This window comes from Pseudomonas sp. ICMP 3272 (assembly GCF_001466905.1).
GTDB lineage: Bacteria > Pseudomonadota > Gammaproteobacteria > Pseudomonadales > Pseudomonadaceae > Aquipseudomonas > Aquipseudomonas amygdali.
The window spans coordinates 146,405-172,183 of record NZ_LKEK01000002.1 but is presented as its reverse complement, the minus strand read 5'-3'; the positions used below and the strand labels follow the sequence as shown (position 1 = coordinate 172,183).

Annotated in this window: 15 protein-coding genes and 3 pseudogenes; 13 read left to right on the top strand and 5 right to left on the bottom strand. The window is 51.0% G+C overall.

The window, feature by feature from the left end:
• Positions 1-183: 183 nt before the first annotated feature.
• Positions 184-702, bottom strand: coding sequence for an Hcp family type VI secretion system effector (locus AO068_RS02275; protein ID WP_058401377.1), 519 nt, complete (start codon positions 700-702; stop codon positions 184-186).
• 600 nt (positions 703-1,302) lie between these two features.
• Between AO068_RS02275 and tssA the strand changes: the two genes are divergently transcribed.
• The 12 genes and pseudogenes from tssA (at position 1,303) to tssM (ending at position 18,241) form a co-directional block, all read left to right on the top strand.
• A complete protein-coding gene (gene tssA, locus AO068_RS02270; protein WP_058407539.1) occupies positions 1,303-2,853 on the top strand; it encodes a type VI secretion system protein TssA in 1,551 nt (516 codons plus the stop codon).
• 31 nt (positions 2,854-2,884) lie between these two features.
• Entirely contained in the window at positions 2,885-3,385 is a 501-nt protein-coding gene (tssB, locus tag AO068_RS02265; RefSeq protein WP_058401379.1) for a type VI secretion system contractile sheath small subunit, read from the top strand.
• A 28-nt stretch (positions 3,386-3,413) separates the two neighbouring features.
• On the top strand, positions 3,414-4,889 hold the full coding sequence (gene tssC, locus AO068_RS02260; RefSeq protein WP_058407538.1) for a type VI secretion system contractile sheath large subunit: 1,476 nt from the start codon (positions 3,414-3,416) through the stop codon (positions 4,887-4,889).
• 8 nt (positions 4,890-4,897) lie between these two features.
• On the top strand, positions 4,898-5,305 hold the full coding sequence (gene tssE, locus AO068_RS02255) for a type VI secretion system baseplate subunit TssE (protein WP_058407537.1): 408 nt from the start codon (positions 4,898-4,900) through the stop codon (positions 5,303-5,305).
• A gap of 92 nt (positions 5,306-5,397) precedes the next feature.
• A complete protein-coding gene (tssF, locus tag AO068_RS02250) occupies positions 5,398-7,185 on the top strand; it encodes a type VI secretion system baseplate subunit TssF (RefSeq protein WP_058407536.1) in 1,788 nt (595 codons plus the stop codon).
• Entirely contained in the window at positions 7,149-8,168 is a 1,020-nt protein-coding gene (tssG, locus tag AO068_RS02245; protein ID WP_010204080.1) for a type VI secretion system baseplate subunit TssG, read from the top strand. Before tssF ends, tssG begins: the two co-directional genes overlap by 37 nt.
• Positions 8,165-10,759, top strand: a complete 2,595-nt coding sequence (gene tssH, locus AO068_RS02240) for a type VI secretion system ATPase TssH (RefSeq protein ID WP_058407535.1) — start codon at positions 8,165-8,167, stop codon at positions 10,757-10,759. Before tssG ends, tssH begins: the two co-directional genes overlap by 4 nt.
• Before the next feature lies 1 nt (position 10,760).
• Positions 10,761-11,702: pseudogene (locus AO068_RS02235) on the top strand (sigma-54 interaction domain-containing protein); the annotation flags it as partial.
• Positions 11,703-12,023: 321 nt separating this feature from the next.
• The gene (tssJ, locus tag AO068_RS02230; RefSeq protein WP_058401386.1) at positions 12,024-12,524 is read left to right on the top strand and encodes a type VI secretion system lipoprotein TssJ; all 501 of its coding nucleotides are present in this window, start codon (positions 12,024-12,026) and stop codon (positions 12,522-12,524) included.
• Entirely contained in the window at positions 12,521-13,852 is a 1,332-nt protein-coding gene (gene tssK, locus AO068_RS02225) for a type VI secretion system baseplate subunit TssK (protein ID WP_058407534.1), read from the top strand. The genes tssJ and tssK overlap by 4 nt, the downstream gene beginning before the upstream one ends.
• 8 nt (positions 13,853-13,860) lie before the next feature.
• Positions 13,861-14,724, top strand: a complete 864-nt coding sequence (gene icmH, locus AO068_RS02220) for a type IVB secretion system protein IcmH/DotU (protein ID WP_058407533.1) — start codon at positions 13,861-13,863, stop codon at positions 14,722-14,724.
• Positions 14,725-14,737: 13 nt separating this feature from the next.
• On the top strand, positions 14,738-18,241 hold the full coding sequence (gene tssM / locus AO068_RS02215) for a type VI secretion system membrane subunit TssM (RefSeq protein ID WP_058407532.1): 3,504 nt from the start codon (positions 14,738-14,740) through the stop codon (positions 18,239-18,241).
• 43 nt (positions 18,242-18,284) lie between these two features.
• Here the strand turns inward: tssM and AO068_RS02210 are convergent, their stop codons facing one another.
• From AO068_RS02210 to AO068_RS29145, 4 genes and pseudogenes are all read right to left on the bottom strand, one after another.
• Complete coding sequence (locus AO068_RS02210; RefSeq protein WP_058407531.1) at positions 18,285-18,743, bottom strand: metallophosphoesterase family protein; 459 nt, start codon at positions 18,741-18,743, stop codon at positions 18,285-18,287.
• A 123-nt stretch (positions 18,744-18,866) separates the two neighbouring features.
• Positions 18,867-19,250 (bottom strand): annotated as a pseudogene (locus tag AO068_RS02205) (zinc-binding dehydrogenase); the annotation flags it as partial.
• Positions 19,251-19,730: 480 nt separating this feature from the next.
• Positions 19,731-22,169, bottom strand: a complete 2,439-nt coding sequence (locus AO068_RS02200; protein ID WP_236717203.1) for a hypothetical protein — start codon at positions 22,167-22,169, stop codon at positions 19,731-19,733.
• A 360-nt stretch (positions 22,170-22,529) separates the two neighbouring features.
• Positions 22,530-23,075 (bottom strand): annotated as a pseudogene (locus tag AO068_RS29145) (tyrosine-type recombinase/integrase); the annotation flags it as partial.
• Between the two features lie 322 nt (positions 23,076-23,397).
• Here AO068_RS29145 and AO068_RS02190 point away from each other — a divergent pair.
• Entirely contained in the window at positions 23,398-25,590 is a 2,193-nt protein-coding gene (locus tag AO068_RS02190) for a P-loop ATPase, Sll1717 family (protein ID WP_235592534.1), read from the top strand.
• The last annotated feature ends 189 nt before the right edge of the window (positions 25,591-25,779 follow it).

The window sequence follows — 25,779 nt, the reverse complement described above, 5'->3', positions numbered from 1 at the left end:
AGCAGAAGGGCTTGTTGATGGCCTCATGGCCGGTAAATGAAAGGATTTGAAAGTCATGCTCAAAGCCGTCGACGCTCAGGCTGAAGTAAGGTCGATCAGCGGGGTTCAGCGTCATATGGACCACCGTGCCTAGCCGGTTTATGAAAACCCCGCCGATCCTGTCGGACCGACGGGGCAGTGGAGTTAAGCCGACTTTGGACTTCTCCAGTCATCAGATCCGGTAGTAGTGGCCTTTACGTGATCCCAGGTTATTTTGCGATAGCTGAATTGAACGTCCTCGAGGTGTCCAAAGTGCGAGTTCTTTGGATCCTGGCAGTTGTGCATGTAAGACTTGATGTTGACGATGACCGCATCCTCAAGGGTGGTGGTGTAATAGTGTTCCTGCTTGCCATCGATAGACGTCCGGTACCACTTGATTTCGACTTTGCTCAGTGTTGAGCCCGAACAAAGGGCCTCCAGAAGCAATGGCGAGGTTTTGTCAAAAATTTTTGTGACACAAGCAGGCCCATGAATGCGTTGGCCAGCAGGCTGACCTGACTGCGTATCACAGGGTGTAATAATGTTATGGCTGAATGCCTGGATTATCGCTTCATCTTCATGGCCTTCCTGATAGACGTTGCCGACAGAGTCTGCTGTGAAAGCTCCAGCTGTCAGCGTTTTTTGATTGGCGTCTATGACAGTCATATAGGCGGGTGTAGGCATTAACGTCCTTCCTTGCAGTCGATGGCGCCTCACAAGCGAATCGGCTTGGAGATCGAAGCATTGCTATAACAAGTTACGTGCCAGGTATCTCTTAAGTCAGTAATGTCAGCTGGTTTGGCCATTTACAGGATATGCAGAAGACGCTTGTAGTGAGTTTTCTTCAAGTAAATTGTGCAAGCTTTTGCGCACCGTTATCATTTTTTTGCGCAGTTTTCCAAGCGGCCATCTAAAAATATTAATATTTTCATATCTGGTCTTTCTGTGTGGAGGGTCACATTTTTCGCACGTTCTCCTGACAAGGTTGTTGGCCGTTCAGTAGTCCCTTTCGGTGAATTTTAGATCGAATACATCTGTGAGTTCTGATAGGCATGTGGCATGCGTATCCGGTCAATGGATGATTAAAGCTATAAATATTTTGGTACATAAATTAATTGCTTCCTACATATTTGCTCTGCTCGGGTGTAAGAATTTTCCGAAAGTTTAATATCTTTCGGGTGTCTCCTTGCTTGCTGGTTTTTATGGCGATAAAGTCTGCCTGGTTTTATGAGTGGCTGGAAAAGTTTTTCACAATGAAGTGCACGCTATGTGGGGGTGTGAGCAGTGGCCAGTAAAGACAAGCTCTCCATTCTATATCTGGATCTGGCTCGGCACCCTGTCGCGACGGGCGATTACGCAGGCGAAGACATTCGTTTTTCTACGGCATTTGAAGTCCTGGAGCGTGAGTTGGGCGGTGCGCAGGCTATTTTCGGGGAGGTGAACGTAGACTGGCTGCGGATCAGAGAGGGCTGTGAACATATTCTTTCAAACCACTCCAAAGACTTACGCGTCGCCAGCTGGCTGGCTTGGGCTCTATATGAATGCGAGTCTGTTATTGGGTTATCTGCGGGCCTGGGATTGATTCATTATTTGTGCAAGGAGCATTGGCTGCTTTTTCATCCCAGAAAGTTACGAACACGTTCGGCGAGCATGCAATGGCTCTTGCTAAAACTTGAAAAGGCACTGGGAGAAGATATTTCCATTACTCACCAGCTTCCTGAATTCCAGCAACTGCTCAGACAGCTTGATGGATTGGATGAAATATTCAATCTGTATCTGGGAAGTGATGCCCCGTTGTTGCTGCCGTTGAGAAGACGGCTCGCCCGTATGATTCTGCGCGCTGAGCAGGTTGAGAAAGAGCCTGTCAAGGTGGTGGAGCGCGTCAAGCAGGCTGCGGTTCAGTTATTTTCAAGTGACTCCGACATTGACAACGAGAGAGATGCTCAGCGAACTTTAAGTCTGCAAGAGAGTACCGTACGCAGCCTTTGCAGATGGTGGCTCAAGCAAAAAACTACAGACCCACGGGCTTTTCGCCTTGGTCGCTCGCAGGTCTGGTACGCGGTGGACAGTCTTCCTGAGAGAAACAGTGAGAAAATAACGCAGTTAAGGAGATTGCCGGCTGACAAGCTGAGTAATTACCAAGAGCGATTCGAACAGGGTCTTTACGCAGACCTTATTGTAGATATTGAAGCAAGTCTTGCAGGCTCGCCTTTTTGGTTTGATGGTCAGCGAATGGTCTGGAGCTGTCTGAAAGCTTTAGGTGGCGAAGCGGCAATGCGCGAGGTGGAGGTTCAATTTGCTTTGCTTTTAAATCGCGTTCCAGACCTTGTTGAACTTCGCTTCCACGATGGTGTGCCGTTTGCAGACGTGGAGACGTTACAGTGGATCGCCGCTTATATTCTGCTTCCCGAGGTCCATGTCAGTAACGCACATAGCAGCGAACGTCAGAATGACGTGTCAGAACAAAGTTCGTTGTACCAAGACGTCCTGCCTGTTTTGCAGAAAAAAGGGCTTAAGGCCGCTGTGCGATTGGTGAATGATCATTTGAACGGCGTAGAGGGTGGGCGAGAGCGATTTTTCTGCAAACTATGCATCGCACGTCTCTGTATAGATGCAAAAAAATACGAGTTGGCGAAGGTTCAACTTGAGTACCTTGATCAAGAACTTAAAATAGCACGCTTGCCGGTATGGGAACCCACGGTCTTCCTGGATGTATCGCGCTTGTTATATAGCTGTTATGAGCGAATTGCTCTGAACGATAAGGCAGCAGCGCGCAAAGAAGTAATTTACCAGAGGCTGTGTCATTACGACCTTGAACGATTTATTGATAGCTAATGTACAGTTGAATGAATTGAGGGGAAATAAAATGGCCAGAGAAGGCTCTGTAGCGCCCAAAGAAAGGATTAACGTGACGTTCAAGCCTGCTGTTGGTGACGCGCAGGAAGAAATAGAGCTGCCGCTGAAGTTGCTGGTTCTTGGCGATTTCATACAACGCGCGGACGAGCGAAAGCTTGAAGAGCGTAAATCAATCAGTATCGACAAGAATAATTTCGATGATGTATTGGCGAAACAGGAGCTTGAACTGGTACTGAATGTGCCTGACCGCTTGCAGTGTGATAGCGGGGCTGACGAGCTGACTGTCAGCATCAAGGTCTCTTCGATGAAAGACTTCAACCCTGCCAGTCTCGTCGAACAGATTCCGGAGCTTAAAAAGCTGATGGAGCTCCGCAACGCCCTAATGGCGCTCAAGGGGCCGCTGGGGAACATGCCTTCTTTTCGCAAGGCCATCGAGCATGTCATTACGGATGAAACATCGCGTAAGAACGTGCTGGATGAGCTTGGCCTGGATGTCGCGTCGCAACGGTAATGTCGGATTTATTGTCAGGAATTAACATATGAACACAAAAGCCATACCGCAGCGCGACGCAAATGAGCTTCACCATGGAATTCTCGATCAGATTATTGCGCATACCCGATTAGAGCCTTGTGACGACGCCTATGGCATTGCCAAACGAGGGGTGGCAGCATTTATTGAAGAGTTGCTGAAGCCGCGTAATAACAACGAGCCTGTCAAAAAAGCGCTGGTTGATCGGATGATTACCGAGATTGACGTCAAGCTGAGTCGCCAGATGGACGAGATCATCCATCATGTAGAATTTCAGGCGTTGGAAGCTTCATGGCGTGGGTTACAGTTACTGATTGATCGAACCGATTTTCGTGAAAATATAAAAATCGAGTTATTAAGCGTTTCCAAACAGGATCTTCTAGAGGATTTCGAAGATTCACCTGAAGTGGTTCAGTCGGGCCTCTATAAACACGTCTATACCGCTGAGTACGGCCAGTTTGGCGGTAATCCCGTTGGCGCAATCATCGCCAATTATTTCTTCTCGCCAAGCGCCCCTGATGTCAAAACCATGCAATACGTTTCAAGCGTTGCCTGTATGGCGCATGCACCTTTCATCGCTGCTGCGGGTGCCAATTTTTTCGGGCTTGAGCAGTTCACCGGTCTGCCTGACCTCAAGGATCTGAGCGATCATTTCGAAGGGCCGCAGTTCGCCAAATGGCAGAGCTTCCGGCAGCAAGAAGACGCTCGGTATCTTGCCTTGACCGTGCCGCGTTTCCTGCTGCGCAGTCCTTACGAGCCAGAGGAAAACCCGGTAAAAACGTTTGCCTACAAGGAAAACGTTGCGAATAGCCACGAGCACTATCTATGGGGAAATACGGCCTATGCATTTGCGACGAAGCTGACAGACAGTTTTGCCCAATTTCGTTGGTGTCCCAACATCATCGGGCCACTGAGTGGTGGTGCGGTGGAAGACCTTCCCTTGCACCGATTTCACAGCATGGGTGAAATCGAGACAAAGATTCCGACGGAGGTCCTGGTCTCTGATCGCCGAGAGTATGAACTCGCAGAAGAGGGGTTTATCGCGCTGACCATGCGCAAAGGAAGCGATAACGCCGCGTTCTTTTCCGCAAGTTCGGTGCAAAAGCCCAAGTTCTTTGGCAACCATTCGGAAGGCAAAATAGCCGAGCTTAATTACAGGCTAGGGACCCAGCTGCCCTACATGATGATTGTCAACCGCCTCGCGCACTACCTCAAGGTGTTGCAGCGAGAGCAGATCGGGTCCTGGAAAGAGCGAGCGGATCTGGAGAGTCAACTTAATAAATGGATTCGCCAGTACATTGCAGATCAGGAAAGCCCGAGCGCGGAAGTGCGAGGAAGACGCCCGTTACGCTCAGCGCAAATTATTGTTAGCGACGTTGAAGGTGATCCTGGCTGGTACCGTGTCAGTTTGAATATCCGTCCTCATTTCAAATATATGGGTGCTGATTTTACTCTGTCGCTGGTCGGGAAAATGGAAAAGGAATAGGTAATGCCATGAGAGGCCTCGGTAGTCTTTTTGAACGTCTTGCCGAAGTGAGGTTACAGCCGCCAGGCTTTTCTGAGCAAGAACAGTTAACGGCATCGATAGCGACACATTTGTCGAACATGCTTGGCGCTCGTGCAGGAAGCGTGAAAATGCTACCTGATTATGGCTTGCCTGACTTGAATGACATGAGCATGAGCGCTCACGATATATTGAGGCAGTCCCGAGTGGCAATCGAGAAAGCTGTCAGGCTCTATGAGCCACGCTTGTCAGAGGTTTACGTTATGTCTGAAGGGCACTCGGAAAATAGGTTGACACTGCAATTTTTTATTGACGCAACTTTAAAAGCTGACGGCATTAAAAAGGCTGTTCGGTTTTCCGCAACTGTCAGCGAAGCCGGAAGGGTAAGGGTGAGTTGAGTATGCCAAGTGATTCTCGCGAATCAGTTGCTTTCTGTTTCTTTACCTAAACTCCGTTATTCATTCATAAAACAAGATCCGGCAGGTGAGCATTGTCATTTAACCATTACTATCAAGAGGAACTGATGGCCCTGCGTCAGTCGGGCCGGCAGTTTTCTGATCGGAATCCGGCATTGGCTTCTTTTTTGGGGCAGGCAGGTCAGGATCCCGACGTTGAACGGTTGCTTGAAGGGTTTGCTTTCCTGACGGGTCGTTTGCGTCAAAAACTCGATGATGATCTGCCTGAGTTGACTCATTCGCTTATGCAATTGTTATGGCCCAATTATATGCGACCGATGCCGGCAGTGAGCATGTTGCAGTTCGATCCGTTGATGGCTGTAGGACCTGGTATAAGGGTCGAGCGCGATACCCCGGTAGAAAGTGAGCCCGTGAAGGGGCAGGTCTGTCAATTTCGTACCTGTTTTCCAACCGATATTCTTCCACTGAAGTTGGCAAATGTTTCCTACTCGGCCAGCGCGGAGGCGGCGACATTGACGTTGTCTCTGGAGATGACAGGTGACGGGCACCTGGGGGCGCTGGAGCTGAATAGGCTACGCCTGCACTTTGCAGGCGATCGCGCTATTAGCCAAGCGCTGTATCTTGGCCTCATGCGCAAACTGAAAAGCGTTAAGTTATTACTGTTGGATGAACAGGGCAAGCCGCTTCTGAATGGGGATGGCAAATCATATGAACTGAGCATTTCTGCAGATCAAGTACAGCCAGTGGGCTTTGCAGAAGATGAGTCATTGATCCCTTATCCGCTGAACACTTTTCGCGGTTATCGCTACCTGCAAGAGTACTTTTGCTTTCCGGAAAAATTCCTTTTTTCTGATATTGGCGGTCTTCAGATCATCACATCAGTGGGTGAAGATCTATTGAAAGTTGCTCGTGGCTTTCAGCTAATCTTTGAAATGCATGGCGAGGATATGCTGCACCTTCGGCCGAAGGTTGAACATATAAAATTATATTGCACACCCGTGGTCAACTTGTTCAAACAGGATGCACTCCCCATTTTGGCCGACGCACGACAGGATGAGTATCTGCTGATTCCTGCGCACTACGGTCATGGCAAGTGCGGGGTTTACTCGGTTGATAGCGTCACCGGATGGCAGCCAGGAGGCAGGGGATATCAGAACTATGTGCCCTTTGAGTCCTTCGAACATGATCCGGCCGTCGATGTGCAGAGCAACGCCCCTTATTACAGCGTGCGTCATCGTGACTCCGTAGCGCATGGAGGGCTGGATACTTACCTGAGTTTCGATACGCGTGGCGACCGAGACAACGAAACGATCTCGATTGGATTGACCTGCACCAACCATAATCTTCCACAGCAGATCAGGGCCGGCGGGATATGCAAGCCGTGCGAAGGCACTCCAGACTTCCTGCGGTTCAGAAATATTACACCGGCAACTAAAAGCTATGCGCCGCCGATTGGACGTGACTTTCTATGGCGCGTCATTAGTAACATGTCGCTGAATTATCTGTCTCTGGCAAGTATCGAAGCTTTAAAGGTCATTATCGAGACCTACGACTTGCCGCGTTATTACGACAAGCAAGCGGAGAAGGTCAGTCAGCATTTGTTAAGTGGGCTGAAATCGATACGTCACCAGCACGTTGATCGCTTGCATGATGGCCGGCCGGTGCGAGGCATTAAAACCGAGCTGCTCATTGCCCCTGGCGCGCTTGCAGACGAAGCCAGTCTGTTTCTGTTTGCGTCAGTCCTAAACGAATTCTTTGCGCTTTATGCCAGTTTGAATTCTTTCCATGAACTGCATGTAAAAACCGCTCAGGGAGGTGGTTACGAATGGACGCCACGCATGGGGCAGCAGCCGCTGCTCTGACTACGCTCAGCCAGCATATACGGGAATATTCGGTGTATCAGGCGATTCCTTTGATCCTCGGGGTTTTACGTGAAGTTCACCCGGATGCCGATGATGAGCAACTGCATGCTTTTCTTGAATTAAGGGCAAATCCCAGTCTTGGATTTCCATGTAGCGACATAGAACGTCTGGATTTTTTTCATGAGCACACTGACCTGTATGTCCGGTTGTACCTCAACGTGATGAGCCTGGTCGGGTCCGGTTCACCGCTGCCGGCTTTCTATGCCGAGCAGGCGTTGGGGGAACGGGACAAGCCTAATGCCACTCGGGATTTCCTGGATATTTTTAATCATCGCCTGCAAAAACTGATGTTGCCTGTCTGGCGCAAGTACCGCTATCACGCGGTGTTTGCCAGTGGCGCAACCGATCCTTTTTCCGAACATCTCTTTGCATTGATCGGTTTACATGGCGCGCGCATTCGAGAAACAACCGAGTTGAACTGGAAGCGGCTGTTGCCCTATCTGGGGCTCTTGAGCCTGCGTGCTCATTCTGCCGCGTTGATCGAGTCGGTGCTTCGTTACTACTTCAAGCATGCCCGGATGTTCATCGAACAATGTGTCGAGCGAACGGTTGAGATCAGTCGTGCTCAGCTCAATTGCCTTGGCAAAGCCAACAACCAGCCAGGGCGGAATATGGTGCTGGGTGTGCGTGTTCCAGATCGGAGTGGCAAGTTTCGCATTCATATAAAGCAGCTTGATTGGGAGCGCTTCCACGAATTTCTACCCGCCGGCCGGAGCTACCAACCGTTGGGCGCACTTGTGCGGTTCACGTTGCGCGATCCACTGGATTACGACGTTTGTCTCGAGCTTCTTAATTCGGATATCAGGGATCTGCGCATTGGCCAATCGAACACCTGCCACCTGGGTTGGACCAGTTGGCTCGGGCGCGAGCATGCCCAAGGGCTTGTGACGTTCAACAGACCGACTAATAAGGACTATTCATGATCGATGTAGACCTGCAGCAGCTCGTCAGAGCCCTTGATGCCCCTACACGCAGCGAGCTTGAGGGGGCCGCCGAACGTTGTGTTTCCAGAGGCAGTAGTAAAATTTCGGTTGAGGATCTGCTGGTTGCCCTGCTGGAACGGCCTGATGGAATGCTTGCGCGTGCGCTGCTGGAGGCCGATGTTGCAGCTGACGAATTTGCAGGCTTCCTTCGCCAGCCGATCGAGCAAAGTGCAATCCGTAACCCGGTATTCTCTGCCGAGCTTGTTCAGTGGCTTCAAGACGCGCTGTTGATTTCCAATCTGGATTTGGGCGAAAGCCTCATTGACCAGGCTGCGTTGATTCTTGCCTTGCTGCGCAATCCTTCGCGCTATGCGGACCGTCCATACCAGTCGTTATTGGGCAGGATCAACATTGAACGCTTTCGCGATTACGCCCTTGCCCAGCAATCACCGGACGTAGCAAAGCCAGCCCTGAATCAAAGTGAATCGCTACTTGCACGTTTCACTCATAACCTGACGCAGCAGGCCCGAGAGGGTTTGCTGGATCCCGTACTATGTCGTGATGACTGCTTGCGCCAGATGGTCGACATACTGGCTCGTCGACGCAAGAACAATCCGATTGTGGTGGGCGAGGCGGGTGTCGGCAAAACCGCAGTTGTCGAGGGACTGGCGCTGCGGATCGTTCATGGTGAAGTGCCTGATCTGTTGAAGAATGTCGAGCTACTGTCTCTGGATATGGGGTTGCTCCAGGCGGGCGCCAGTATCAAGGGTGAGTTCGAGCGTCGTTTGAAGGGTGTCATTGAGGAAGTCCAGTCTTCACTCAGGCCTGTCATTCTGTTCATTGATGAAGCCCACACGCTCATCGGGGCCGGTGTTCAGGCCGGAGGGTCGGATGCGGCCAACCTGTTGAAGCCTGCGCTGGCACGCGGGGAGCTGCGTACCATTGCAGCGACAACGTGGGCCGAATACAGACAATATTTCGAAAAGGATCCGGCGCTTGCACGTCGCTTTCAACCGGTCCGCGTAATGGAACCCACGGTGGAGCAGGCCATCACCATTCTGCGTGGGCTCGCGCCGTTATATGAACGCAGTCATGGCGTCTATCTGCGCGATGACGCTGTGGTTGCCGCTGCCCGGCTTTCGGCCCGCTACCTTTCCGGGCGTCAGTTGCCGGATAAGGCAGTTGACCTGCTCGATACAGCGTGTGCTCGTGTGCGAATCGGTCTGGTTGCCGTGCCTGAACGTCTTGAGCATCTGCGAGGTGAACTTGCTCGGCAACGAAGGCATTTCGAGGCAATACAGCGTGATGCCAATGCCGGGTTGTCGGTTGATGAAAGCTTGCTGAATACGCTGGTTTCTGACCTGTCACTAATGCAGAGCGACGCGGATGCGCTTGAGCGCAGGTGGGTTGATCAACTCGCAGCCGTCAAGCGGCTCATTGATCTGCGCAGTCAACTGGCCGACCGAAAAGTACAGCAGGCAGGCGAGGGTAGCGACTCTCAATACACGCAGGCGCTGGAGTCCGAGTTGACTGAGGTCCGACAGGCCCTGATCGATACGCAAGTGAATGAGCGTCTGGTGAGCTTTGAAGTGTGCCCCAGACTGATCGCAGAAGTGGTGAGTGCCTGGACTGGAATTCCGGTGTCGCGATTGGCTCAGGAACACAGTGAACGGATTGACCGTTTCTCTTCAGAACTACGTTTGCGCATCAGGGGCCAGGAGCAGGCGATGCAGACCATCGAGAAATCGGTGAGGGCATCGGCTGCCGGTTTGAATACACCCGGTGCCCCAACCGGAGTATTTCTTCTGGTAGGGCCCAGCGGCGTCGGCAAGACCGAAACAGCTATTGTTCTGGCTGACCTGCTGTATGGCGGCGAGCGTTTTCTCACGACGATCAACATGTCCGAGTTTCAGGAAAAACATACCGTTTCCCGTTTGATCGGCGCACCGCCGGGCTACGTCGGTTATGGCGAGGGAGGCATGTTGACTGACGCTGTTCGACAGAAGCCTTACTCGGTGATTCTGCTTGATGAGGTGGAGAAGGCGGACCCGGATGTACTGAATCTGTTCTATCAGATCTTCGATAAAGGCGTAGCCAACGACGGAGAGGGCCGGGAAATCAATTTTCGCAACACACTCATTCTGATGACCTCCAACCTCGGCGCCGAGGTGATCCATGCCAACTGCCACGAGAGCACACTCCCTGATGCCAAACAGCTGGCGATTCACCTAGAGCCAGTACTCAGCGCACATTTCAAACCGGCATTGCTGGCCAGAATGCGCGTTGTGCCTTACTACCCCATCACGGGTGTAGCGCTTCGTGAACTGGTCGAACTAAAGCTGAGTCGCCTTGGAGAGAGACTTGAATCCCGTGGCCTCACCTTCAGCTACTCGCAGAGTCTGGTTTGTCATCTACTGGAGCATTGCACACAAAGCCACAGCGGCGCCCGACTGATCGATCAGTTACTCGAGTCCTCCCTGACCCCGTTGATAGCGGACCGTTTGCTCAGCGCCATGAGCAGCGGTAAAGCCTTGTGCAGAGTTCATGCGACGCTGGACAGCTCAGGCGGAGTTGTCTGTGAATTCGAATAACTATGGGCTTACAGGACGTAGCGCTGCCCTGGGCCGAACAACCCATCTTCTGGGCAAGATTCTCGACAGCACCTGCACTGTATTGCTTACTGGCGAGACCGGAACGGGCAAGGAGGTCGTGTCTCGTGCTATCCACGAGTACGGACCTCGCCGTTCCAACGCATTTGTTGTACAGAATTGCGCTGCGTTTCCCGAAGCTCTTCTGGAAAGCGAGCTGTTTGGCTATTGCAAAGGGGCGTTTACCGGCGCTGATCGTGATCGACCTGGCTTGTTCGATGTTGCTCATGGCGGCACGCTTCTACTCGACGAAATTGGCGATATGCCGATGCTGCTGCAAGCAAAGCTACTGCGAGTGTTACAGGAAGGAGAGATTCGGCCGCTGGGCGCCAACAAGGTTCGCAAGGTCGATGTGCGAATCATTGCCGCTACTCATCGCGATTTGCCAACGCTCATTGCAGAAGGGCGTTTTCGTGAAGACCTTTACTACCGTCTGGCACAGTTTCCCATTGAGCTTCCTCCGTTACGTCAACGCGTGGGTGATATAGAAATATTGGCCCGGCATTTTTCCGATAAGGCATGCCAGCACTCACAACGAGATCCGTTGCAATGGTCGCGGGCTGCCGTGACTGCTTTATCGGGATACGCCTTTCCGGGCAACGTTCGACAGTTGAAGGGGTTCGTCGAGCGGGCAGTGTTGTTATGCGAAGACGGTGAGTTGAAACCGGAACACTTTCCCATCCCCGCCAACCCGATAAGCAATCCGACTTGCCTTTCGCTACGTGAGCGCATCGAACAGTTCGAACGCGACGTACTGCTTGAGTGTTTGCGCGATTGTAACGGCAACCGGAGTCGTGCAGCACGCACTCTCGGGGTGTCACGACGCACGCTGCTTTATCGTCTGGCGCATTTGAAGATCGGTGCTGCTCACGGACGGCCTGATTAACTGCTGAATCACCACGATTGCCTAACTCATTATCTGGGACCTTTTTCCAATGAACGTTCATTGTCGGCGCTCTGCGCCTTTTATGCTCGCTGCGATGATTTGCCTTGGAGGGTGCACTGGCCATTTCAAGTTCAGCGATGATCAATACCGGGCTTTGGGCAGCCCTGAACCCACCAGCCGAAACGAAGTAGCAGACGAATCGAGTGTGGGGCTCCTGGACATTGCCCACCCCCGTGTCAGCGCATTCTATGGGCGTGAGCTGTTATGAGCCGCCGTTCGGTTGTATCGCTGCCTCCATCAGGATTTACAGGGCTGAATTCAATGAGTCTTCACGTTAGCCGAGTCAAACGGTCACTGTTGTTACTGCTGTTACTCATGCTCAACGGTTGTTCAGCTCTCTCACCGTACTCAACGCAAACCCGTATGGATATTCGACTGAATGCAGACAATCAGCTTAACCCTGATGTCAATGGCAGGCCCTCGCCGATTGTTCTCAAGGTCCTGGAACTCAGGCGTCCGGTGACCTTCGAGAATATGGATTTCTTTTCGCTTTACCAACGGACTGCTCAGGCACTCGGGCAAGACCTGATTGCAAGCGAAGAGTTTGAACTTCGTCCAGGCGAGAGTATTGAACTGAAGCTGAAACTGGATCAAGGCAGTCGTTACATCGGTGTACTGGCTGCCTATCGAAATTTGCCGGAAACCCAATGGCGTCACGTGATCAAGGTTCACCCCAAACAGCAGAATCGAGCCGTTTTCGTACTGGGTGAATCCGGCCTTCAACGGGCAGATAGCCAGACAGGCACAGGAAATCCGACATGAACGCGCACAAGGTTATCTGGCAGGAAGGCATGTTGCTGCGGCCGCAGCACTTTCAACATAACGATCGTTACTACGACCATCAATTGCGGGTTCGCACTCAGTTGGCGGGCGCCTACAACTGGGGGTTCACAGCCCTTGAAATTGATCCGCACTTTTTGGGCTCGGGACAGATCGTACTTGCTCAGGCCTCGGGCATCCTGCCGGACGGTAGCGTGTTCGACATACGCGACCGTAACAGTCCATTGGCGCTGGATATTCCTGCAAACACTTCAAACATGCCGGTGTACATAGCGCTGCCGACAATGGCGGGCAATTGCATTGAGGCACGCAGCCATGAACAGGCGGAAGTGATCGCACGCTTTACAGCCTACGCAACGGATGTCCTGGATTCGAACGCCGGAGCAGACTGTTCCACTTCGGTGTTTTGCGCGCGCCCGGAATTTCGTCTGTTAGTGGGAGAGCCTCGGGGAGAGCACGCCTACACCCTGCTCAAGTTGGGTCATATTCTTATCTGCAGCCCTGACAAGGCAATAACGCTGGACACCGGTTTTTCACCGGCTTTCATCAGCGCCAGTGGTTCACGCTACTTGATGTCGTGCCTCAAGGAGGTTGTAGGTCTGCTGCAGCATCGAGGCGACATCATCGCCGAGCGCATCGGTACATACGGCCAGGCGCGTGGTGCAGAGACGGGCGATTTCATGATGTTGCAACTGATCAACCGCAATGCGTTGGTACTTCAACACTATCTCGATACCCGGCAGGTACACCCCGAAGAACTGTATCGGGCGCTGTTGTCTCTTTTTGGCGAGTTGTCGACGTTCGGCGATGAAAGCAGACGTCCTCGACTGGAGGGCAGCTATCAGCACAGTGATCAGGGCGCAACGTTCAAACGTTTAATGTTTGCCATTCGACAAATGCTGTCGATGGTTATCGAGCAGCACGCGCAGGAGCTTGAGTTGCAGCCCAGACAGTACGGCGTTCTGGTGTCGCCTCGGGTGGATCGTGAGTTGCTGGGGGATGCCTCATTTGTCATTGCCGCTCGTGCTGATTGCGATACCGAAGAGCTGCGTGGGCGACTGCCTTCGCACCTCAAAGTAGGCTCTGTGGAAAGTATTCGCGAACTGGTGAGTCTGCACTTGCCGGGTATGCGGCTCAGGCCGCTGCCTGTGGCTCCGCGGCAAATACCGTTTCACGCTGCAAAAGCCTATTTCATTCTCGATATCGATGACCGGGACCAAAGCGGAATCGATAAGTCAGGGGGATTTGCTTTCCATGTATCAGGTGAATTTCCGGGGCTTGAGTTGCAGTTCTGGGCGATCAGAAATTGAGCAGGGTGATGGATATGCAAAGCAGTCGCGAAGACCATGCCGTTACCTATGGCCGGGACAATGTCTGGCCGGGTGATGACATGTTCACGAGTCCCCACGATGCGAATCTTTTCGAAGGTCTGCAGGAACGGTTGATCAACAATCCCCGGCAGGTAGCCGAAAAGCGGGTCAGTATCCATGTCAATCCACTGGTTGCTGCCGCGAGCGAACTGCTGGCTCAGGTGTCCAGGCTGTCTGCAGCCGAAGGCTTTGGCGATATTGCACTGCTGAACGTACAGCTGTCGGACCAGATCAAGCTGTTCGAGGCCGTGGGCCGGCGAAACGCTATAGAAAATGATCAGCTGTTGGCTGCGCGTTACGTGCTGTGTACGGTCGTGGATGAAGCTGTGTTGAACACGCCCTGGGGCAGCAAGAGTGACTGGTCGAAGATCAGTCTGCTGAGCCGTTTTCACAAGGAGACATTTGGCGGCGAAAAATTCTTTCAACTCCTCGAAAAGCTTTCTGCCAATCCGTTCAAGCATCTGCCCATGCTCGAGCTGATGTACCTGTGTCTGGCGCTCGGGTTCGAGGGGAAATACCGCTCGCACCGCCTTAATGGCCATGAACTGGAAGACATCCGCGACAGCCTTTATCGGCAGATAAGGCATGTGAGAGGCGACGTGTCCCGAACGCTTTCACCTCGCTGGCAGGGCGCACCATCCAGGGCTTCTGAACGGCTGCGTGTCGTACCGGTATGGCTGGTCGTGCTGTTCACCGTTATCAGCCTGGCTGTGCTGTATTGCGGATTTACCTGGGTACTCGGCGAGCAGCGTGAGGTCGTACTCAAATCCTATCAGTCAGCATATCTGGCAGCGCTTGAGCTCCGATCTTGAAATGAGAAATGCAATGAAAACCCTGCTCAAAAAATTCATCGCGCTGCTGTGCAGTACCTGGGCCTGGTCGCTGCTGTTGGTGCTTGTGCTGGCTGTCTGTATCTGGATATTTGGGCCACTGCTGGCGGTGGCGGATAACAGGTTTTGGGAGAGCCCCATTGCGCGTCTCGTATCGATCAGTGTGTTGTTTCTGGTTTGGGGGCTCGGGATTGTCTTCAACAACTGGCGCGTTGGTTTGCAGAAAAAACAAGCGCAAGGCAGTCATGCAGGTCAAGAACTTCTGCGTAAGTCTGTCGCCGTTGAAAAAGAGCACCTGGAGCTTGTCAGTCGTTTCAATGATGCCCTGCGCGTGCTCAAGGATTCTGCGCTGTATGGCGAATTGGGTGCCCGGGGTCGAGTCGAGCTGCCCTGGTATGCACTGATCGGCCCGCAGGGCAGCGGCAAGACCAGCCTGCTGGATTTTTCCGGACTCGACTTTCCCCTCGACAGGGTCGGGCGCAAACTGACGCACGACACGAGCAGCACCAGCAGTTGTGGCTGGTATTTTACCGAGCAGGCTATTTTGCTGGATACATCGGGCCGCTATCTTGACCAGCCTGTACCCGAGGTCGACGGCAGCGCCTGGATGACCCTTCTGGGGTTGTTACGGGGCCGCCACCGCGTACAGCCGCTCAGCGGTGTGCTGGTGACATTGCCAGTGGACATTTTGGTTGACGAGCGTGACAAGCGTCTGGAGAAAATGGCTGAAGATGTGCGCGCGCGCCTGGACGAAGTTTTTCAGCAGCTGCACGTTGATGTACCGGTTTATCTGATACTGACCAAGGCCGATTCGATAGCAGGTTTCGATGATTTTTTTGATCAACTGTCCCGCGAGGAAAGTGAGCAGGTCCTTGGGGGCACATTTCAAAACGGTCAGAGTGGCACTGATAGCGGTGTTCTCATTCAGGAGTTTGAAACGTTGCTGCAACGGCTTGGCAGCCAGGTCATTACCCGCATTCATCAGGAACGAGACAGCCAGCGCCGCGGCAAAATGCTTGAATTCCCCAACTTGCTTGGAGGTATCGCACACAGACTGGGTGTTTTTGTCGAACTCGCGTTCTCCGGAAATCGCTATCAGCGCGCCAATCACCTTCGTGGGTTCTATCTGACCCGTGCGCCGCAACTTGCTCAGAGCTCTCAAAGAGCTGATGGGGAGGGAGGTACCGGATTACAGGTTCCACAACCTGGAAAAGCACGGTTCATTCATGATCTGTTGCGACATGTGATTTTCCCTGAGTACGATCTCGCTGTGCTCAACAAGGAAGCACGCGGAAAGATTCTTTGGCGTCAGAGGGCAGTGTATTGCGCTGCGCTATTGTTTTTGTCTGGGTTTGGTGTGCTATGGGCGACCGGTTTCAGTGCTAACCACGACCGGCTGGAACGGCTTCGTATTCTGGGTGAGCAGTGGGCGCAACAACGTTCATCGCTCACCGCCGAGGATGATCTACTGACAGTCCTTGATAGCCTGAACACCCTTTATCAGGCCGCTCAAGTCTTTCCGGACCGCAGTGATGTCACTCTGTATGAGCGCAACGGTCTTTATCAGGGCGAGCCTGCAAATGATGTGCTTTTACGCGCTTATCATGCCCAGTTGCAGGGTCAGTTGCTGCCTCGAGTGGCGCGGATGTTTGAAGCCCGCATAATGGCCAGCCTGCAGGATCGCGAGCAGTTACTGGACAACTTGCGCGCCTATCTGATGCTGATTCAGCGTGAACACCGGATACCTTCTGCGCTGAAGGAGCGGGTGGCGACCGACTGGTCAATTCGTTATGTCGGGCATGCACAGGCTCAGGACGAGTTGAATCAGCATTTTGGGCGTTTGCTCGAACAGTCTTTTGCCTATCCGCTAAACGACGCATTAGTGGCGCAGGCTCGGCAGGTGCTGCGTAACGAATCCTTCGCCAACGTGGTTTATCGGGTATTGCGTGAAAAAGCGCGTGTACTTCCGGACTACAGCCTTGGCCACCACACCGGCCCTCAGGCAAAGCATTTGGCTGGTACTGACTATCGGATTCCCGGGCTCTATACACGCCAGGGCTACGAGCAGTATTTCGTTACCCGTGGTACAGCCGTGGTAACTGAAATCATGCGTGACAACTGGGTCCTGGGTGAAAGTGAACAGTACAACGCACATCAGTTGCGAGCATTGATGGTCGAACTGGAAAAATTGTACTTTCGTGATTATGCCGATCATTGGGCCGAAGCGATCGGTCGGGTTTCGCTGCAGCCCTTTGAAGGAGCCAGCCAGGCTGCCGTGCAACTGGCCGGGCTGACGGCAGCGCATTCGCCTTTGCTGCAGTTGCTTGTCGAGGTGCGTGACAACACACTTTTCCCGGTCCTTGCAGACAGTCTCGGTGCTATGAAAACCGAGGCTGAAAAGATTGCACCGGGCCCTGTGGCGCTCACCCAGGTTGCCGCGATTGGCGATACGTTGCAGCAGACGGTGACCGATAGCCTGCCCACAACGGCGAAGCAATCATTGCAGCGTCGCTTCGATCCTTTGCACCGCTTGCTGGATGCCGAAAATGGTCCTGCCGCCGATCTGATTACAGCATTGAACGCCATCAATGAATTGCAGATGCAAATGGCCGCATTGGGTCGCTCCGGTCAGCCTGAACTGGCGGCCTACGAGATGGCAAAGGGACGAATGTCCGGGCAGCGAGACGCCTTGAGCAATCTGCGCAATGCCGCGACTGTGTTACCCCAGCCTCTGGGCGGCTGGTTGAACGCGTTGGCTGAGGATACCTGGAGCTTTGTGCTGTATCAGTCTCACCATTACCTCAACCAACGCTACAAGGCAGAGCTTTACAGTTTCTATGAACAGTCTCTCGCCAAACGCTATCCGTTCCATGCGCACAGCAGCAGTGATGTGGCGCTTAATGATTTTCGCGAGTTCTTCGGCGCGCAGGGCATAGCCGAGCGCTTCTTCGATAGCTACCTGAAGCCCTTCGTCAGTGGCGATCCTGGCCGTTATCGACTGCGCACGATTGACGGCCACAGTCTGCCGATGAGTCGTGCCTATCTGGATCAGATGGCGGGTGTTTATAAAATCCGCAGTAGCTTCTTTGCTCACCGAACGCAGGAACCGCAGGTGCAATTCACTCTTGAACCTCACACCCTCGACCCTGCTGTACGCCGCGCCGAGTTCCGCCTGGGTGATCAGTCACTTGAGTATCGTCACGGCCCCATCGTACCGATGCTATTCAGGTGGCCCGCTGATACTGAGGATGGACGTACAAGTCTGGTGATGGAAGGCATGGTCGGCCGGCCGCTGGGCATCGAAAAGAATAGCGGCCCATGGTCATTGTTCCGCCTCTTTGACCTGATGCAGACCGAGCCCCTGAAGGGCCGTGATGTTCTTGTGCTCAAGGCCGATGTCGGTGGCATGCGTGCGAACTATCTGTTGTCGAGCCAGCGTGCGCCCAATCCGTTCGATATGAGTGTATTACGTGATTTTCGTATGCCTGCTCAGCTTTGATGACATCCGAAAGCGAACTCGCACTCGACGCCGATCTGACCTGTCAGTCAACCAATTGCACCAGCTCAGGCTCCATCGAATTCGCGCCCATCTCAAGCAGCGCCAGCGTCACCGGCAACTTGAAACGCCGCCGCCCGGCGCTGCCCGGATTCAGGTACAACGTGTCGTCGCGCCAATCGATAAGGGGTTTATGTGAATGGCCGGTGACGACCAGTTTCACGCTTTCATCTAGCAGCGCCGGAACGTCAGCGATGTCGTGGACCAGCAGGGTTTGCCAGCCTTCAATGTCGAAGCGCAGGTGATCGGCGATATTTTTTGCCCACTCGGCGTCCACATCGTTGTTGCCGCGCACGATGTGCAGCGGGGCGATGGCGCTGAGTTGGTCGACGATGTCCTGGCTGCCGATGTCACCGGCATGGATGATGGCTTCGCAGCCCTCAAGTACCGCAACGGCTTCAGGACGAAGCAGTCCGTGGGTGTCGGAAATCACGCCAACTTTCATCAGGGGCCTCGGGTCAGGAGCGGGGTAGGGAGGCAGTGTAACCCTTTGAGTTCGAATGGTTGATGGGGGACTGTAGCGTGCGACGCTCAGGAAGTACCCGCGCGTCGCAACCTCAAGACCGTGTCAGGCCTGACCAACCTTGATCACCACCTTGCCAAACGCGCCTCTGGCCAAGTGCTCATATGCCTCGCGAGCTTGTTCGAATGAATAGACATGATCGATTACCGGACGAATCTTGTGCTCGTTGAGAAAGGCGTTCATCCGGTCAAACGACGAGCGAGGTGCTACGGCGATACCGCGAAAGGTGGTCTGGCGGAAGATCATTGGCATCAGGTTCAGCGCCGAAGTCTGGCCGGTCAGAAAACCGATCTGCGCGATGCTCCCGCCCGCTTTGGTGGCCGCAATCGAATGATTGATGCCGTCGCCACCGGCTACGTCCAGTAATAGGTCCACACCCTTGCCGTCGGTGAGTTTCACTACTTCGTCTGCCCACTCGGGATGGGTTCGATCAGCAGGAATGTCGTACGGTTAATTGATTTTGGTTGCCAGTATATGCCCGTAAGGTCGTTGCCATTGCGGTCTACAGTTTCCCCAAGCAGGGACTCTGCGAAGCTAGCTAAAACCTGCGGTCTAGAACTTTGTTCGCGGAAATCAACCTAGTTTGCTTTTAGGTAGTCGACGAATAGGCCAACTGCCCTACAGGCATCTCGTTGCCAAGCAGCAGAACGGGTACGCCCCAGGTCAAGAAAATATTCGAGCAATGGCCACATGGCAGTTGGTTGGCCCTGATAGTCATCAAAGAGATAGAGTACATAGTGGCTCTGCCCCTCGACTCCATGCCCTAGTATGAGGGTATGCACGACAGTGTGGTAGCTGGATATATTCGACATAATGCTAGGCGTCTATCTTAGGGATGGTTTAACACTTGATATAACAATATAACCCCCAAAGTATTTTTTGAGACAATATGAGGCAGAGTGTTACGTATCATTGCCGCGCACCAACATAATATTCAATTTTAAAGCTGACGTGTTCACCATTATCGGTAAAGCTGATATTCATCGGAAGTTCGTTTTTTCGATGAGCGTAGCTAACTGTAATCAGACTTTCGCCAGATAAGACCAAGTAATATCCATAGCCATCACAATTTATTTCAAAGAAATTCATACTGCCTTTCCCGTCAGGCCATGTAATATTTCGACCCGAAGTTGTAAACCCAGCTGCTCGAAATTTCTTCAGCGCGTGAGAGGAGCAAATCATCCATTCAGCTTTGCGGGTGGGAAGTGTGATTTCTGAGTTTTCAGTTCGGTGATTGTGGAGTAGTATTTGAACGCTCAGCCAGCTGTGAACTTCTTGAGCCAGATTTGGGCCGTATGTGTCGAATACGTAATAAGTATCGGTTCCCGAAAGAAAAGCTTCTCGTGGGAGGCTAATATTTGAAACTATTGGCGATACTTGACCTATTGTGAGCCTTTTAAACAAATCAAATCTCTTTACTGACGAGCTAAACTTTTCAGTAACTTCGCACTTAAATCTTTCTAGAGATGCAGTATCCAGCTTTTGATTTGCAATCTGAGATATCGTCTTTTCTTTGAGTGCAACACTCAGCAAGTCGCAAAACTCACAAGCATACTCCCGCAAAGTTAATGCTTGCTCTGGTAGAATTCCAAGTCGATCTATAAATCTAGCATTGATCATTGTTTTTAGGAGTGATGTTTTAAGCAGGGGAACCCTTTGTGCTGCAGCTTTTAGTTCGCCCAGCTGGCAACTTGGTATCACTGGTGTAGACATCTCAGGCTTGATAGTTGCGCCAGTTGCACGCAATATGAAAATGTTCCAAAGCTCATATACTACAAGTGCCCCTATGGCATCTACTATTTTATATTCTTGGAGGTCATTGCGAACCGTATAAAAATCAGAAAAATTCTTCGCGGATAAAAATGCTTCGATGCACTCGCCCAACGAAGTTGGGACTGGTGAATGACCCACGTTGAATGAACGCGATCCTGCTGGATTGCGTAATTCCCTACACTCTACGAATATCTCCGGATGTGTGGATAGCAAAGTGGCTAGAGCTCTAAGGGTTTCTGTTTCTATTTCGCTAGAAAATCTATTTAGTGCTATACCTTGCCAACACTCCTCTAAAGCCGTATCTATAGCATCAAACTTTTCTTTGACTATTATCTTGTCTAATATTTTTTCTTCGATATATGCTCGCATCTCGGGCTTGTATTTTGTCTCTATTTTTTCATCAAGCTCGTTTGTTGTTATTCTTCCAGCATAAGTATTGCCAACGTCTTGATCAAGCTCTGGCATGGATGAGTACCCCCACAACTCTGTAACCTTTTCAGGAAGATCCCAGGCGCCTTTGTTGTAGTTGCTCTTGAATTGTATTACTTGACGGATGTTTCTCAATAGTTCCGGAATGTTTTCTGGCTGTTCGCGAGCGGAAGTCTCGATCAGTAAGTTAAAGTGTGCTTGGAGATATGTATATGCTTCATTGCCAGATTTAGCTTTGTTAGCGAAGCTAAGGAATAAACGACCATTTCGGCAAAAACGACCGTATGAAGGAAGTTTATCCTCTCTGAATCTCGCTATTCTTTCAATCACCCCAATCTGTGATCTGTATTCTTCTTTGGCGAGAATTGCCATCATGGCAAGACTCAAATAAAAGCCCGCGATGGATTGATAAACGTCTACCTCTCTAGAAACCTCAACTGTCGCTAAGACAGAAGGAAGGGAGGCTAGCAAATGACGTGCGAACTCATTTGCATCATGGTTTTCTAGATTGTTGAACGCTTTATACGAAATAGTTCTGATTCTGCTATCCAAGTCGGTTTTGGTCGGGTCTACGCAGAGCAGATATGACTCCAATTCAATCAAGGCAGTGATATTATCCCGTATTTTTACCCGACTAGAGAATAGGCCGTTTATTTTTAGCAGCTTCCTAGCAAACAGGCCATGTTTACCATCGCTCAGTAAAAAACTAGACTTCGCGTAATTATTTATATCCCGATAAATAAGTTCGTGAATCACTTCTATATTGGACATGAAAGTGTAAGTGAACCTGAGGTGGCAGTATATTTGGCGCACCACAAAGCCGAACACAACCGTTAGCCCACATAAATATGGGACTAAGGAAATCAAATCGAATGCTCGAATTGAAATAAGAAGCTTCGCTACGAGGGAAATAGCTAAAACCATAAATAGATGTCGATTTAGCCTTTTGGCATCTATTCCTGAAAGCGAGGAGGTTATTTTTAATAGTGAGGGGCTTCTGTAACGCGTTCTAGTTGTCTCGATGACATTTAAAGATATTGGAAGTGCAAGCGCGCCGAGGGCTGCGGCAATGGTAATTATATCGGTTACTAATGTTGCCCAGATCGCGCTCTTTTCGTCTAGGATTGCTGCTTGCGAGGCAGTCATTATCGAGTCTATGAAGTTTTCGAGAGCTTGATTAGCCCTGATGCTGAACTGAAATATAAAACTTGTAAATCCTGAGAAGTCCATTTCGCATGCCTCATTTGGCAGTTAAAGTTACTGGTTTTTGTTGGCTAAGAGTCTTGCCGTTGAGATACCTTACCCTGCTGCATAACCTTTGATTTTGATGCAGCACTGATCAAATAAAGATCAGTCATAGCGCAAAGTGCCTCATGGCTAAAAAGCGCTCTGAAATATTATATTATGCACTATTGTAAAATTGGTCAATTCACATGAGTTTTTCTACCGTCAGCGCTGATCACATGCGTTCGGCTAGGTACTTATGACATCGCTTGCAATACCATAAAGCTTCGTATGACCGAGCAGCAATTGAACCGCCCGCAGGCTCTTCGTCCTACGATAAATCAGTGATGCCTTCGTACGTCTCATTGTGTGTGACATACATGGCCGGATCAAGACCCACGGCTTTCACCCAGCCTTTGACGATACGAGCGTATTGACGAGTAGATAGATAGTCTGAAGTATGCAACCGGTTAGGAAAAGGTAATCCTAGCTGCGTAGCTGGGCGCGATGTATCCAGGCCCCGAGAGCAGATCGTGTTTACTCAGTGATATCAAACTGCACAGGCCGCTGCGTTTTCTGCTGCATCACCATGGCTCGTGGTGCTAAGTGCTCGCCATGAGCAACATCGCGCACGCGGAGCTTGGTTAAGTCGCAGGCTCGAAGCTTGTTGTCGATCGCCCAGATCGAAGAGAGCCAGATCTCGGGTTCTTTCCGCAATTGAAGCCTTACTCGGATGGCCCAGATGTCTCTCAGTCGGAGTGGGGTTTTCTGCCCAACCAGTTTTCCTTTGCTGCAGGGCTGACGTCTGCAGTTGGCGATGATATTCATGACAAGTCCTCCACGTGCGGAAGCACAAGGATGGCTAATCGGAGCAACGGTCGCTAACCGGCCAGAAGCGGCCCTTCGCAACGGTCATAAATCGGCCGAGAGTTGCGCTTTTGGAATGGCTTCCTTAGAAACAGTATATGTCTTCGCAGGCAGCATTTACCTCGCAGCAAGGGTAGAAGACTAATTAGCTCCATCTCAAAGATTTGCCAACTCTGGGGCTTGTACGTGGGAATGTGGCAGGTCTATTGTGTAGCACGGGTATGCCATCGCGTCAGGAATCTGACCATCGAGCGGTGCTGGATTTTTGAAGGGGGCAATAAAAATGGGCTCACGACGCCAAGCACCGCCGCTGACAGTCCAAGTTTTGGACAAAAAAATAAGCCAAGGAGAGCCTAAAGTGACAGCAGCAGCCTCAGCTGTACGTACAAACCCGTTAGGAGATACAACTGCGGAAAATGATGAAAGGATGCTGTCTAGCGCCTTCATTGAAACTCCAGATTTCCGCGCACTAGTTGAATCCGATGATCGGACTGTGGTTGTAGGTAGACGAGGCACCGGCAAAAGCGCGCTTTTTATAAACTTGAGAAGGCACTGGATCAACGACAAAAAGGTCATAACACTAACTTTCTCTCCAGACGACACGGAAATAATAGGTTTTCGGTCGCTATTGCGACCTTTCTCTAACTCGTTTGTCCTTTCCAGAGCCGCCACTAAAATGCTCTGGCGCTATGCGATGTCGATGGAAATCGCCAACTACATTTCCGGACACTATAAACTTTCTGATCTTGTATCTAAAGAACCAAAATTAAAGGAGCACGTCGACCGCTGGAACGATTCGCAAGCGCCCTTCTTAACAAAGTGCAGGAGAATAGCGAAAGCATTTTTGTCGGTTGAGTCGCCAGAGGAGGCAATAGGCGATCTCCCATTTAACTTAGACCTCAGTATGATTGAAGATCTCGTCTTGAAAATCTTACAAAAGGCTGATAGACGAGTAGTCATATTGATGGATAGGCTCGACGAGGGTTATGAGCCCGATGCGATTGGTATCGGAATTATTGCTGGCCTAGCATATGCTGCTGTTGAGCTAAATCAGAAATCACATCTAATAAGACCTATAATTTTTCTACGGGATAATGTTTTTAGGGCGCTTGCTAAGGAAGATCCTGACTACTCTAGGAACTTGGAAGGCCAAGTAATTAGGCTGCACTGGGATTGGGCGCTCCTTTTACAGCTGGCGGCAACAAGAATGAAGTTAAGCTTTAAACTTGATATTGAGAAAGATCAACGGATTTGGGATAGGTGCACAGCAGGAGAGTTGCAGGGTCGTGATGGATTCAAAAGGTGCCTGCAGTTCACTCTGTACCGGCCAAGAGATTTACTTTCCCTGCTAAATGAATCTTTCTTTTGCTCATTTAGACATGGACGAGACACTGCAGTTCTCGAAGATTTGGAGTACGCAGCAAAGTCTATTTCCGTGGCTAGACTTGAAGATCTATGGAAGGAATACCAAAAAATATTCCCGCCAATTCAGATAGTTACTTCCGCCTTCAAAAATGCAGAGCCTGAAATATCTGTTATGGCGGCCATGGCGAAAATTGATCATGCAATCGAGCTATTAGAAGACAGTGATGATCAAGCTTCTCTGGCAGAAGCTCGCTTACTGGGCCCTACCGGTTTACTACAATCGCTATATAGTATAGGGTTTATTGGCTTGCACGATCAAAATCTCTCCTCATACACATTTTGTCATGATGGTAGAACTCCGGATAAAGGGTTCGAGAGCGCCGACAGAATCCTTGTACATCCGTGTTACTGGCTAGGTTTGAATCTCAGCCGTAACGCATTAGCCCCAGATGAAGCAGAGGAGATAAATGACGAGTATGATATTAAGGTGGATTCTCTAAATCCCAAAATCAGAAATACCAAAATAGGTCAGATTGTTGCGCAGCTCGACAAAATCCCGTTAGGCCGAGAGGGTGAGCGAGATTTTGAGCTCTGGAGTCTCGAAGCGCTAAAAGTCATCTTCGCCGCTCATCTTGTTGGACTCCAGTTACATCCAAATGGTGCTGCTGTTCAGCGTAGAGACATAACTGGGACAAATCGTGGTAAATCGGATTTTTGGAGTAGGGTTTTACTCGATTACAAAAGTAGGAATATCGTGTTTGATGCAAAAAACTTTCAAGAGCTTGGCCCAGATGAATATCGTCAATTACAGTCTTATCTGACAGGCTCGTACGGAAAGTTGGGATTTATTATCAATAGGGATGAGAGCGAGAATCTTACTTCTGGAAAGGATTTAGATTGGACAAGGGAAATGCATGGCTCTCATCAATGCTTGATTGTTAAGCTACCCGCCAAATTCATTAGCAGGCTTCTTCAAAAACTTAGGAGTCCTGAAAAGCACGATGTAGTTGACCGGCAAATGTGGAAACTACTTACAACATACGAAACCAATTACCTCGGCCTGAAAAGTACTAGAGCAAGAAAAAAATCAGCTAGCGCCAAACGACCCTAGTATCGTTTACTGTGAGCCACGTAACAATAATCGTGGTCCGAAGCTAATTCATTATTAATCGGCATTATCGAAGAGACTGCGGCTGGCCTGTTTTTGAAATTTAAAAACGGATCGACTTGACAAAAAACCGATCCGTCACTCTTCCTCATCTCACTACCAGAAGCGCGTTTTAGCGGGTCCGCTTCTGGC

Excerpts from the sequence above, each read along its gene's own strand:
- AO068_RS02275 (WP_058401377.1), bottom strand. The coding sequence starts at position 702 with ATGCCTACACCCGCCTATATGACTGTCATAGACGCCAATCAAAAAACG.
- tssB (WP_058401379.1), top strand. The coding sequence starts at position 2,885 with ATGGCCAGAGAAGGCTCTGTAGCGCCCAAAGAAAGGATTAACGTGACG.
- tssC (WP_058407538.1), top strand. The coding sequence starts at position 3,414 with ATGAACACAAAAGCCATACCGCAGCGCGACGCAAATGAGCTTCACCAT.
- tssE (WP_058407537.1), top strand. The coding sequence starts at position 4,898 with ATGAGAGGCCTCGGTAGTCTTTTTGAACGTCTTGCCGAAGTGAGGTTA.
- tssG (WP_010204080.1), top strand. The coding sequence starts at position 7,149 with ATGGACGCCACGCATGGGGCAGCAGCCGCTGCTCTGACTACGCTCAGC.
- tssH (WP_058407535.1), top strand. The coding sequence starts at position 8,165 with ATGATCGATGTAGACCTGCAGCAGCTCGTCAGAGCCCTTGATGCCCCT.
- tssJ (WP_058401386.1), top strand. The coding sequence starts at position 12,024 with ATGAGTCTTCACGTTAGCCGAGTCAAACGGTCACTGTTGTTACTGCTG.
- tssK (WP_058407534.1), top strand. The coding sequence starts at position 12,521 with ATGAACGCGCACAAGGTTATCTGGCAGGAAGGCATGTTGCTGCGGCCG.
- icmH (WP_058407533.1), top strand. The coding sequence starts at position 13,861 with ATGGATATGCAAAGCAGTCGCGAAGACCATGCCGTTACCTATGGCCGG.
- tssM (WP_058407532.1), top strand. The coding sequence starts at position 14,738 with ATGAAAACCCTGCTCAAAAAATTCATCGCGCTGCTGTGCAGTACCTGG.
- AO068_RS02210 (WP_058407531.1), bottom strand. The coding sequence starts at position 18,743 with ATGAAAGTTGGCGTGATTTCCGACACCCACGGACTGCTTCGTCCTGAA.
- AO068_RS02200 (WP_236717203.1), bottom strand. The coding sequence starts at position 22,169 with ATGACTGCCTCGCAAGCAGCAATCCTAGACGAAAAGAGCGCGATCTGG.
- AO068_RS02190 (WP_235592534.1), top strand. The coding sequence starts at position 23,398 with ATGGGCTCACGACGCCAAGCACCGCCGCTGACAGTCCAAGTTTTGGAC.